Consider the following 12,402-nt stretch of genomic DNA (forward strand, 5'->3'; position numbering starts at 1 on the left):
TACATTAAATCAAAGATTTATCTGAACCGCTTATGACTCAACAAACAGGCAATACTCTTCCGGCTGAGCTGGAGCAAGTCGCTCAGGTGCATTGGCAAGGCGTTACCGAACGCCATGGTGAAGCCTGGCAGCAATCCTTGTCACCTGAAAATACGCATCGCTTAAAACACGCCTTCGCGCTGAGTGATTACGTAGCGGAACAAATAAAATCCAATCCAGACTGGCTAGATGCTTGCCTGTCGCTTTCCTCTGCGCATTCCGTCAATGATTTACTCAAGCAGCAACTGAGAAACATTAGTGATGAATCTGCTTTGCACAAAATATTAAGAGATTTTCGCAACCAACAAATGGTCAGCATCGCTATTAAAGATGTGCTGAACGAACAACCAATTGAGACCTCATTGCAACAGGTTTCAGATTTGGCAGATGCGTTGATCTTAAATGCCTATGACTGGCTTTATCAACATTTTTGCAACAAATACGCTACCCCAAAAGAGGATGGCCAAGCGTTACCCATGCTGATTATCGGTATGGGCAAACTGGGCGGCGAAGAACTCAACTTTTCTTCCGATATAGACTTAATTTTTGCGTACCCTTGCAACGGTGAGCTGCAATACCGCAATAAATCCATGGAGTTTCAACAGTTTTTTATTCGTTTGGCGCAAAAGCTCATCGCCGCACTAAACCAGACTACAGTAGACGGTCAGGTTTTTCGGGTGGATATGCGACTCAGACCTTTTGGTGAAAGCGGTCCCCTGGTAGCCAGTTTTGCTGCTCTGGAAGACTACTACCAGCAACAAGGCAGAGAATGGGAACGCTATGCTATGGTAAAAGGCCGTATTCTCAACCCTACCAGCAGTTTCACCGAAGAACTACAGAGCATTCTGCGCCCCTTTGTGTACCGTCGCTATATCGACTACAGCGTATTAGAGTCATTGCGCAAAATGAAGCAGTTGATCCGACAGGAAGTGCGTCGTCGCAACCTCACCAATAACATTAAATTGGGCAGTGGCGGCATTCGCGAAATCGAGTTTATCGTGCAATGCATTCAGCTTACCCGAGGCGGCAGAGATCCCCTGTTACAAGAAAAGCGCTTACTCACCCTGTTAAACATCTTTGAAAAGCAACAAATCCTGAGTAGCGATGATGTTGATGAATTGCGTCAATCTTACTTGTTTTTGCGCAAAGTAGAGCATTGTTTACAGCAGTTCAATGATGAACAAACCCAGGAATTACCTGACAATGACACTAACTTTCTGCGCCTGATCCAGATTATGGGATTCCCCGGCCATGATCAGTTTATGGCGAAGCTGGAACAAACCTTCAGCTTAGTCAGTGCCCAATTTGACGAACTGATTGGCGATAATCCCGAAGAAGAAATTGAGCTGGATACACCATTGAATGATTTCTGGCATCTGGATTTAAGTGAAGAAGAAGCACTGCGCTTGCTGGAAGAAGTCACCGATATCAGTGATGCTCATAAAATGTATCAGCAACTCAATTCCTACAAAAAAGAGTTTGCGAAGAAGCCCATTGGCGCCCGGGGCCGGGAGTCACTGGACAAACTGGTACCCAGAATTCTCAATGCCTGTTTGAGTTTTTACACTAAATCCGATGCGGACAATGCCATATTAATTGAGCGGGTTTTTCAAATTATCAGTGCCGTATTGAAACGCACTACCTACCTGGAGCTGCTGCTGGAAAACGAAGGTGCCATGATGCAACTGATAAGGCTCTGCTCCAAGAGCGAGTGGGTATCTGAGCAACTGGCGCGTTTCCCTTTGTTGCTGGACGAACTACTCAATCCCCAGGCGTTATACAACCCTACTCCACTGGCCCATTACCCGGATTTACTCAGGCAATCATTGTTACGCATTCCAGAGGAAGACCTGGAGCAACAAATGGAAGCCTTACGACAGTTTAAATTGAGTCACCAGTTGCGTATTGCGGCAGCGGATATCCAGGATACCTTACCAGTGATGAAAGTCAGTGACCATCTGACCTGTCTGGCGGAAACCATTATCGCTGAAGTGATCAACTCCGCCTGGCACCAGATGACCGAAAAATATGGTTATCCGGTTGGCGCAGATGATGCCGATAAACAATTTTTGGTTGTCGGCTACGGCAAATTAGGCGGTATTGAGCTGGGTTACAGCTCAGATTTAGATTTGGTGTTCTTGCATGGTTGCACCAGTGCTGCAGACACCAGCGGCCCAAAAGCGATTGATTCCAGACAATTTTACGCAAAGCTGGCGCAACGCATAATGCACCTGTTTAACACTAAAACCGGCTCCGGAGAACTGTATGAGGTGGATCTTCGCCTGCGCCCCTCCGGGAACTCTGGATTATTGGTGGCACAGATTGAGAGCTTTTTAAGCTATCAACTGGAAGAGGCCTGGACCTGGGAGCACCAGGCATTGTTGCGCAGTCGTGCCATCGCCGGTAGCGAAGCTTTGAAATTCAGGTTTAACGAAATTCGTCAACAGGTGCTGTGTTTAGCCAGAGATGAAAACACGCTACAGTCCGATGTGGTAGCGATGCGTAAAAAAATGCGTACTCATCTGGATAAAAGCACCGATAATAAAGTCGACTTAAAGCAAGCCGCGGGCACCATCGCAGATATAGAGTTTTTAACCCAGTATTGGTCGCTGCGCCACGGACATCATGTGCCTGAAGTGGTTATATGGTCCGATAATGTGCGAATCATTGAAGCTTTAAAACAATATCAGTTGATCAGCGAAGCCTGGTGCCAACAGCTTATTGATGCTTATCTTGCGTTTCGCAATCTGTCTCATCAAAAAGCACTGGACGGAGAAGAAAATCTGATGCTCAAGGGAGAGCTGGAAAACCATCGAACTCAGGTGATTAATATCTGGCAGCAGGTGTTTGTCGATAGTCAGGCCTCAGATGAGGAGCAAGGAAATCCGGGCCTGAAATAAAGATTATTTTTAGCTGGGTCTGGCGAGAGTACAGTTTTCTCTCAGGAAGTCGGTATTTTCGTCAGTAATAACCAGCGAGCGCTGTTTAGGGCAAACATAGGCAGTAACCTGGCCGTTAAAATTACTATCCACGGCTTTGGCTATTTTATATAGAGAACCCACCAAGGTATCCTCCATCTGAAACTGGCTTTTTACGATAAAGTCCTGATCCAGTTCCCAAATTACTTGCATACCTTCGCTTTGGGCATAGTTGGTAATGGCCTCTCGTAGGGTAGAGCCAGCGGAAAACGTCCGGTATTTATGCTCGCCCACCCAACGGCCTTCAATAGGGGCGCTTTGCTGTGCCGCCATTTTGTTCATCCGGGACTGCAAAGATTCAGCGCCTTTGTTTAGCTCCACCACAAAATCGCCCTGGTCTTCTTCATAAGGTTTACTTTGTGACATGCGATGTTGCGCATAGAAGTCACTCAGACTGTTATTGATATTTTTCTTTTCAGCGTTTTTCTTTTGTTCTTCTTTTTCGTTTTGGTTATTGATCAATAAGGCGGCACCAATGATCAAAATAATAGCAAAACCAAATTGCTTGGCCCAAAACATCGCTGGTGAAAAGTTCTTTTTCTTTGCCATATCCAAATCAACCTAAAAGGAAAACGCTCACTTAATAATCACTCTGAGAGAATATATCAGATTTCTATCATATTTTCGTTATTCTTATTGATAATCAGTTGTTATACCAACTCCATTATTTAGAGTCGCCATTGTGCCCTAAAGTTCTTTTGTTACTCTACTATGAATACAAAGACGGAGCATCCGGATCGGGGCGGGTTTTAAAGCGCTTATGCATCCACAAGTACTGCTCCGGAGCCAACATCACCATTTCTTCTACTCTTTTATTAATTCTGGCCACATCCTGCTCATCATCGCCACTTGGGAAATTATCCAGCCCCGGCCAGATTTTAATTTTGTAACCTGAAGCGGAAGAAATAGACTGGACAAACACTGAACCGCAATCGCTGTTATTCATAAACAACATAGAGCCCAGTGTGGTGGCCGTTTCAGGAACCGCAAAAAATGGCACAAACACACTTTTATTGCGACCGTAATCCTGGTCAGGTAAATACAGGCTCAACTCGCCGCTACTCAAGGCTTCAAACATGCCTTTAACATCACGCTTATGAATCATGTATTTATTTGATCTGGCTCTGCCATGGTATTGCAGATACTCCATTAAATCGTTGTTGTGCTTGCGATAAAACGCCACGCTGGGTTGATAAAACCCCAAGCCCCGACATGCAAACTCCAGACTCAGGCAATGTATGGCCATAGCAAACACACCTTTACCCTGTTTCTTTATCGCTTCAACATGCTCAAAGCCTTCAATGCTCAGTAATTGCTTCACTCGCCAGTCGGGCCACCACCAGCCCATCACGGTTTCCAGCACTGCCATGCCAGAAGCGGACAAGTTATCTTTTAACAGCTGCTGTTTACGCGCTTCATCCCAATCAGGAAAACAGAGTTCGATATTGCGCTTTGCTATTGCCACCCGTTTTTTGCCAAACAACGCCAGCAATCTTCCCAGTCCAGCCCCCACTTTACGCACCAACGGATAAGGTAAACAGGTGAGTAAAAACAACAGAGAAAAGCCAAACCAGATCAGCCAATATTTCGGCAGCAAAAAGCGCCATTCAAATTTGGGAGCGTCAATAACCTTCAAGACAAAACTCTCTTCTACATCAATTGCGCGGATCTTACTTTAGATTTTAGACAATTGCGATTTTATAGAATCTAAGCCTCAAGGTTTGCGCCTTGCGCGATAAGATAATAAAGTAATTGGTACTACATGGAATCATTCAAGAGACAATCAGTTTGAGCAACTCAACCACCAGAGGCGACAGCGCTTTTAAAGCCATGGTCGAACTGGCTGCTGCCGGGATAATGGAACTCACCTCTGACGGCGATATCGTATACGCTAATAGGGCTTGTGAAAGGCTGTTTGGCTATGATCGGGATTCCCTGCTATCCCTCAATTTCAGCGACTTGGTTCCCGGTGGTTTTTTGCAACCTGGTGATCCTTTCTATCAAGATTTTATGCAGAATTATTCTGCAGAGCGTATCTACGAAAGTACCAGCCTGACCGCATTTCGCCAGGACGGTGAGGTATTTTTTGCCAATTTGGGGGTCAGTGAAGTAGCGCAAACCGGTCATTTAATCGTAACCCTGAACGAATCAGCAAAACTCAAGTCCGCCGAGCAAAACCTTTTAGAGCTCAATAAAAAGTTTATGGTGGCCACCGAAGCCGCAGGTATTGGCATTTGGGAGCTTGATTTTGAAACCGGCATTTTGCAATGGGATGAGCAAATGTATCGGTTATATGGCGTTTCTGAACGAGAATTCAAAAATAGCTATGAGGACTGGGTGTCGAGATTACACCCGGATGATGTCAGTCCCACCGAAGCCATGTTTAACTATTGTGTTGAACAGCAAACCAAGTTTGATACCAGTTTCAGGATTGCCACACCTGATGGTGATGAGCGCTATCTGAAAGCCTATGGTCACGTGGTATATGACGAAAAAAACACACCGCTACAGGTTATCGGGGTCAATTACGACCTGACCGACAGATACACGGCTCAGAAGCAGCTTATAGAAAGTACCGAAGAAAATGCCATGTTGGCCAAGCTGGCACAGGAAACCGATAACGCCGTTATTCTCACCGATGCCCATCAAAATATCACCTGGGTTAACCGCAGTTTTGAAAAAATTTCCGGATACAGTTTTGAAGAAGCGGTAGGCAAACATCCCGGCTCCTTCCTGCAGGGTAAAAAGACCGACCCACAAGTCATCAAACGTATGAGTGAAGCGGTGAAAAATGGTCATGGATTTAACGAAGAACTAATCAACTATCACAAAGACGATAATCCCTACTGGGTTAGAATCAACTGCCAGCCTTTATACCGGGAAGGGAAACTCACCGGTTTTATGGCGCTGGAAACCGACATAACCGAGCAAAAAGAAGCAGAAATAAAAATAACCAACCTCAACAGGTTGCAAAAGGCGGTGCTGGACAGTGCCAATTTGATGCTGATAGCCACCGATAAAGAATTCAGAATCAAAACCTTCAATCGCTACGCTGAAGAGTTATTAGAGTATTCTGAAGCGGATGCGGTTGGAAAAATGAATCTGACTGACTTTTTCGATCCTCAGGAATTAATGTTTGGTGCGCAAAAGTTGGGGCGACCCATCGATTCTGTTTTGCAACCAGATCTGGAAAGCTTTCTGGAAAAGGCCAAAAGAGGCAGCAGTGAAGAGCTGGAATGGCAACTGTTAACTAAGTCTGAAAGAGCGTTTCCGGCACTATTATCTATTACCCCAATCCATGATGACAGTGAAAACATAGAAGGTTACCTTGCGGTTGCCAGAGATATTTCGCAGCTGAAAAAAATGGAAGCTGAGAAACAGCGAAATCAGGACCTGATGGAAACTACAGGTACCATGGCTAAACTCGGTGGCTGGGAATTAAACCTGCAAACCAATGAACTTTATTGGTCCAAGGAAGTCTACCGCATTCATGAAATCCCGGTGGGCGAAAAAGTCGACCTGGGTGAAGCCATCTACTTTTACGCCCCAGAAGCCCGTCCCATTATTCAAAGAGCCATTGAAGACGCCATCGCCGATGGTAAATCCTGGGATTTGCAGCTGCCCTTTATCACCGCCAGAAACCGCCGAATTTGGATACGGGCCGTGGGTTTTGTTGAGTATGTTAATGGTGAACCTTTGTTACTCAGAGGTGCATTCCAGGACATTACTCAGTTAAAACGCGCAGAAGAAAAAGCCAAGGAAGCCAGTCGTACCAAAAGTGACTTTTTAGCCAACATGAGTCATGAAATACGCACCCCAATTAACGGTATCCTGGGCATGAATGACCTGCTGTTGAAAACCAAACTTGACGAAAAACAGCGCCATTATGTTTCTTTAGCCCAGTCATCAGGACAGTCCTTGTTACATCTGATCAACGACATTCTGGATTTCTCCAAAATAGAAGCGGGTAAATTAGAACTGGAAGAGATCCCCTTCGATATCTTCAAACTGGTGGGTGAATTGGCTGATACCTTTGCATTACGCGCTCAGGAGAAAGGTCTGGAATTTGTTTGTGTGGTAGACAATACCGTTCCGCAATACATACGTTCCGACCCCAGCCGTATTCGCCAGATTATCAATAACCTGTGTAGTAATGCGTTGAAGTTCACGGATAACGGAGAAATAACGCTTAAAATAGCAGAGACCGGCTTAAACAAACTGCATTTCGAAGTTATAGATTCGGGCATAGGTATCCCGGATAACAAGGTAAACAACCTGTTTAATAAATTTGTTCAGGTGGACGCCTCTACCACCAGAAAATTTGGTGGTACAGGTCTGGGGCTAGCGATTTCCAAACAACTGTCGGAGCTAATGGGCGGCACTATCGGGGTCACCAGTGAGATAAACTCCGGTTCAACATTCTGGTTTAACATCCGTTACGGTGAGGCGCTGGAGGAAATTCCGGAAACCTTATTAGCACCGGATTTAAGTGGTAAAAATGTTCTGTTGGTGGAAGACAATGTATCAGCGCAGGACTGGTTTAAATCAATCGTTACAGGCACCGAGTTGACTCTGTATAAGGCGCAGAATGCCCCAGCCGCGATAAAACTATTGCGGGAACAGGCCAACACCGATAAGCCTATTGAGGCAATTTATATCGACAATAAATTACCGGGAATGCAGGGTAACCAGTTGGCGAAAGCCATCAGAAGCAACGAGAATTTACCGCAACCTAAGATGGTAATTATTACTCCTGTCGGGGAAAACCTCACCACTGAAGAGTTACAGGCGCTGAATATTGTTCACCAATTCCATAAACCGGTAAAACGCCAGACATTGTTGCAATCACTGTCTATTCTATTTGATCAAATGCCGGAAGATGACAACAGGGTGGACAACATTACCCCTGAAACAGAAGTGCAGAATTCCGGTGAATTGCGCATATTGCTAGTGGAAGACAACTATATCAATCAGCAGGTTGCCGTTGAAATGCTGAAGACCATGGATTTCATGGTGGATGTGGCAGAAAATGGCGAAGAGGCTTTGCAAACCCTCAATACTGCGGTCGAGCCCTATGATGTGATCTTAATGGATTGTCAGATGCCGGTAATGGATGGCTATGAAACCAGCCGGGCGATTCGTATTTCAAACTCCCCCAACTTTGACGCAAACATTCCCATTATCGCACTGACCGCGCACGCTATGAAAGGTGATGCCGAAAAGTGTTACGACGCGGGAATGAACAGCTATCTGACCAAACCTATATCCAATGAGGCGCTGAAAGAAGAATTAGCGAAATGGGTGAAACACTAGAGCAAAATACGCTAATACTGCTCATTGATATTAGTCAGCTTTTTGTAAAACTGTTCGAAGTGTTCAGCGCTTTCATAATCAAAATGATATTGATTGTGAAAGCCAAAGCTCAGGGACACCAGCGCATCACTCAGGTACAGAGTGTACCCATCAAAGTCGGTGTTCGCTTTTACCCCATCGAGTAAATAGCCTTCTTCGGACTTTTCACCATGTAAGCGGATCTTCTCGAAGACGGAAAGTATCAGTTTGCTATCTATTTCGTTTTTCATATCACTCCTGAACTCAGAAATTGTAGCGGTAGCCCACCTGAGCAGTATTAACCTGAATATCATTCTCGCCACGTACATGTTCAACATAGACCCTGACCTGAGAACGATAACCCACATAAAAATCAAAACCGATGCCGATCAAGCCAGCCAGTGCAGTTTCATCCAGGTGACATTGAGTCACCGGGTCAGCATCAGGAAAACTAAACACTTGCCCTTGCCCGACATCGCAATCCTGCTCTCCTGAGTAGCGTTCAGCGCTTTCATATCCCAATGCCATCACCCCGAGTTTATAAAACAATTCGCCGCTTTGTCCCGCCGCTTTCCCCAATACGGAGAAATAAAGCCCGGAAGCGTCAACGCCTGAGTTTAGTTGATGATCCTGGCTATCGGCTGGCGCATCTGGTTGGGTAAAATCAGAAGCCGCTAAGTTAACTCCCAATTCAGCGTACCACTGAGGGTGAATTTCGGTGCCAAACGCCAGCGATGCTCCCGCAGAAGAGCTGTCAGCCTGACCAACATCCACATCATTCAAAGCAGGCGCTAACAGTAGATAATTTTTGTCAAACCACTGAGCCGACACCCCTTGTAGCGAACAGATAACTAACAGCCCTGTTGCCCCGAGCATTTTCTTTAAGGTATTCATTGTGTTAAAACTCCATAATCCACCTTAGGTTAGTGCTTTAACCCTGTCAGTGTCCATTTTAATTTAGGATAGTTTCAATGGGAATTTATAAAAAACCTGGGCACAATAGGCGGCTTTAGTTTTCAAGCACATTAAAATAGCACTATGGCGCAACTCTATTTCTACTATTCGGCAATGAACGCAGGAAAATCCACGACGCTTCTGCAATCGGCATACAACTACAAAGAACGAGGTATGCACGTAGAAATATTTACCGCCGCACTGGACGACAGATACGGAATTGGCAAAATCACTTCCAGAATCGGCCTGCAATCCAACGCCCACCTGTTTAATTACGACTCAGATTTGTGGCAGATCATCGAATCCATGCATCGCGACAAAAAGATTGATTGTTTGTTGTTTGACGAAGCACAATTCTTAAACAAGTCTCAGGTGATGGATCTGACCCGTATTGTCGATAAATTGCGAATTCCGGTATTGGCCTATGGTTTACGCACGGACTTTCTCGGCGAGACCTTCGAAGGCTCTCACTATTTGCTGGCATGGGCTGATAAGTTGGAAGAACTGAAAACCGTTTGTTTTTGTGGTCGCAAAGCGAACTTTGTAGTACGCCGGGACGAAAATGGCAAGCCCGTCACCCAGGGCGAACAGGTGCAAGTAGGCGGCAATGACAGTTACGAATCACTGTGCCGTCGTCATTTCAGTGAGATGGTATGGCATCCAGAGTAAACTGCATAAGGTCAGGATAGAAAGCATGAAACCCCCGCTCAAATCGTTCTTCGTTTTGTAACAATAGTTGATAACTTTGGTTGGCAAAAACGAGGCGATTTCCCAACCTTTCCTGCACCGTTTGCAAAGCTTTTAAACAGGTTTCAGATCGTTGATAATGCTGTAGCCATTGGGACTTCAACAGACTGGTTTTTACCCGGATAAAGCGCTCCTGGGTAAGCTCAACTGATTGTAACTGCCGATAAAAGTCGGCAAAAACTTGAGATTCAAGTAATGGCGGGTATTGATGGTTGTGGAGCAACAAGAGATGATCAAACCAGATATCCAGACAAATACCTGAGGTGCGCCGCAAAGCTCCAGGAAAGAGCCTTTTCAACGCCATTACTTCTGGGTGTTTATCGGTAAAACTATCAATTTTACGATGCAACCTGACGCCCTGTCGCAACTCATCAGACAAATACTCAAGCTGACTACCACGCACAAAGTCCCCCATAAAATTGCCCACCAGTGAGGTTTCTGTGAGAGCGGCTAAATGGATGTGGGCAATGTAATTCATATCATCGATATATGCCGACTACAAAATGTCGGCTTTATCTTCTTTGAATAGTGATTCCAGATTTTTGCGATTCTGGATACTGCGCTTCACCGCTTCTTGTGGTTCCACCGGGTTTTGAATGCTCCGCATCAGAATTTCTTCATCGTGATGTTTAAAAACCTGGGCATAATAATTAGCCTGAGCAGTGCTAAAGCCATATTCCTGAAGTACCCGCGTTGCCGCATCAATACTACCTTCAAAGACCTCACGAACCAGATGGGTAATACCCAGTGCATCAAATTTGGCGGCATTCATGCGATTTCTCAGTCGGGCAACAATTTTGATATCCGGATACTCTTCCCTCACCAGCTTAGCAATTTCCAGCGCTTTCTCTTCATTGTCCACCGCGATCAAAAGCACTTTAACTTGCTCGATACCCGACTTTTTCAGGATATCCAGCCTGGACGCATCCCCAAAGTAAACTTTATTGCCGAACTTTTTTACAAACTCAATGTGCTCAGCATCAGTATCCAGAGCCGTAAAAGGAATATTGTGCGCGGCTAACATACGGGCGGTGATCTGACCAAATCGACCAAAACCAGCGATTAACACCTGTGGATGATCATCCTGCACGTCAGATTCATATACGTTGGGGCAATTTTTACTGTTGAACCACAGGCTGTGTAAAATCACCAGTGGAGCCGTCATCGCCATGGAGATACCCACCACCAGAGTCACCTGGTCAGCCACCAACTCTGGCAGCAAACTGCTGGCAGAAGCCTGCGCCATCACCACAAAAGCAAATTCACCGCCCTGCGACAACATCAATGCAATGCGCACCGCATCCGTGCTGGATTCTTTTGACGCCTTAAGTATGGCAAAAATCACCCCTGTCTTGATCACAACTAATGCAATGGCAGCACCCACTATAATGGCCGGTTGTGAAACCAGTAAGCTGAGATCCAGATTCATACCTATGGCGATAAAGAACAGACCTAACAATAAGCCTTTAAAAGGTTCAATTTCGGTTTCCAGTTGGTGCTTAAAGCTTGAGTTCGCAAGCAGCATACCAGCGACAAAAGCGCCCATGCCCATAGACAATCCTGAGGCCTGCATGCCCATCGCTGTTGCCATAACGATGAGCAATGCCGCTGCGGTCATCACTTCCTCACTACCGTAGCGAGACAATAATCTTAAAAATGGATTGATTAAATAGCGGCCTGCCACCAGCACCACCAAGATTGCCAATACGCTAACCCACCACTCAGGCGCGGAACTGCTGTCAGTATCCGATAAGGCCGCCACCAGCAATAAAATAGGTATAACCGCCAGGTCTTGCATCAGCAATATTGAAAATCCCTTTTGCCCTGGAGGAGTTTTCAGGATGCGATGTTCGCTCATCAGCTGAATCGCAAACGCGGTTGAAGACAAAGCCACAGCAAGTCCCACAACCAGCGCAATGTTGAGACTAAACCCAAACATTAACATCAGTACCAGAATTATCGCTGATGTGATCAGCAACTGACCACCACCGGTTAGCAGGATCTGGTTGCGCATACGCCAGAGCTTTTCAGGCTCCAGCTCCAGACCGATGACAAATAAAAGTAACACCACCCCCAGCTCTGCAAAATGCAGTATGGTATCGGGATCAGACACCAGATTGAGCACTGAAGGACCAATCACCAAACCGGCCACCAGGTACCCCAAAATAGCACCCAGTTTGAGTCGCTTAAAAACAGGAACAGCCACCACGGCAGCTGCGAGAAAAACAAGGCCAGTTGTCATTGTTGCCATAATTATATGTTTTCCGCTAAAAGATGATAAAGAAGGATATCAAAGCCGCTTTAAAAGAAACCAATCTTATTTCTCTATCGGCTTGTTCGCTTTGAGTGCTGC

At 45.6% G+C, this 12,402-nt stretch carries 9 protein-coding genes; 3 read left to right on the forward strand and 6 right to left on the reverse strand.

From position 1 onward, the window contains the following. Window positions 1-32: 32 nt before the first annotated feature. Window positions 33-2,939, forward strand: a complete 2,907-nt coding sequence (glnE, locus tag ACXAD8_RS08185; protein ID WP_475227108.1) for a bifunctional [glutamate--ammonia ligase]-adenylyl-L-tyrosine phosphorylase/[glutamate--ammonia-ligase] adenylyltransferase — start codon at window positions 33-35, stop codon at window positions 2,937-2,939. Window positions 2,940-2,948: 9 nt separating this feature from the next. Here glnE and ACXAD8_RS08190 read toward each other — a convergent pair whose 3' ends face one another. Together ACXAD8_RS08190 and lpxL are read right to left on the reverse strand one after the other, a co-directional pair. After that, window positions 2,949-3,566 (reverse strand): toxin co-regulated pilus biosynthesis Q family protein, encoded by a 618-nt coding sequence (locus ACXAD8_RS08190; protein WP_475227111.1) that lies wholly within the window; start codon window positions 3,564-3,566, stop codon window positions 2,949-2,951. Window positions 3,567-3,726: 160 nt separating this feature from the next. Further along, entirely contained in the window at window positions 3,727-4,653 is a 927-nt protein-coding gene (gene lpxL / locus ACXAD8_RS08195) for an LpxL/LpxP family Kdo(2)-lipid IV(A) lauroyl/palmitoleoyl acyltransferase (protein WP_475227114.1), read from the reverse strand. Between the two features lie 152 nt (window positions 4,654-4,805). Here lpxL and ACXAD8_RS08200 point away from each other — a divergent pair, with 152 nt between their 5' ends. Beyond that, complete coding sequence (locus ACXAD8_RS08200; RefSeq protein WP_475227117.1) at window positions 4,806-8,330, forward strand: PAS domain S-box protein; 3,525 nt, start codon at window positions 4,806-4,808, stop codon at window positions 8,328-8,330. 11 nt (window positions 8,331-8,341) lie between these two features. Here ACXAD8_RS08200 and ACXAD8_RS08205 read toward each other — a convergent pair whose 3' ends face one another. Further along, the gene (locus tag ACXAD8_RS08205) at window positions 8,342-8,599 is read right to left on the reverse strand and encodes a DUF3081 domain-containing protein (RefSeq protein ID WP_475227119.1); all 258 of its coding nucleotides are present in this window, start codon (window positions 8,597-8,599) and stop codon (window positions 8,342-8,344) included. A 13-nt stretch (window positions 8,600-8,612) separates the two neighbouring features. After that, a complete protein-coding gene (locus ACXAD8_RS08210; RefSeq protein ID WP_475227121.1) occupies window positions 8,613-9,242 on the reverse strand; it encodes a hypothetical protein in 630 nt (209 codons plus the stop codon). A 144-nt stretch (window positions 9,243-9,386) separates the two neighbouring features. Between ACXAD8_RS08210 and ACXAD8_RS08215 the strand changes: the two genes are divergently transcribed. After that, on the forward strand, window positions 9,387-9,971 hold the full coding sequence (locus ACXAD8_RS08215; protein ID WP_475227123.1) for a thymidine kinase: 585 nt from the start codon (window positions 9,387-9,389) through the stop codon (window positions 9,969-9,971). Here the strand turns inward: ACXAD8_RS08215 and ACXAD8_RS08220 are convergent. Next, window positions 9,943-10,527 carry an acyl carrier protein phosphodiesterase gene (locus ACXAD8_RS08220; RefSeq protein WP_475227126.1) on the reverse strand — a complete coding sequence of 195 codons (585 nt, stop codon included), beginning with the start codon at window positions 10,525-10,527 and terminating at the stop codon, window positions 9,943-9,945. The genes ACXAD8_RS08215 and ACXAD8_RS08220 overlap by 29 nt on opposite strands. 18 nt (window positions 10,528-10,545) lie before the next feature. Further along, window positions 10,546-12,300, reverse strand: a complete 1,755-nt coding sequence (locus ACXAD8_RS08225) for a monovalent cation:proton antiporter-2 (CPA2) family protein (RefSeq protein ID WP_475227128.1) — start codon at window positions 12,298-12,300, stop codon at window positions 10,546-10,548. Window positions 12,301-12,402 lie beyond the last annotated feature (102 nt).

It is taken from the genome of Planctobacterium sp. AWH2_060 (genome assembly GCF_056158425.1).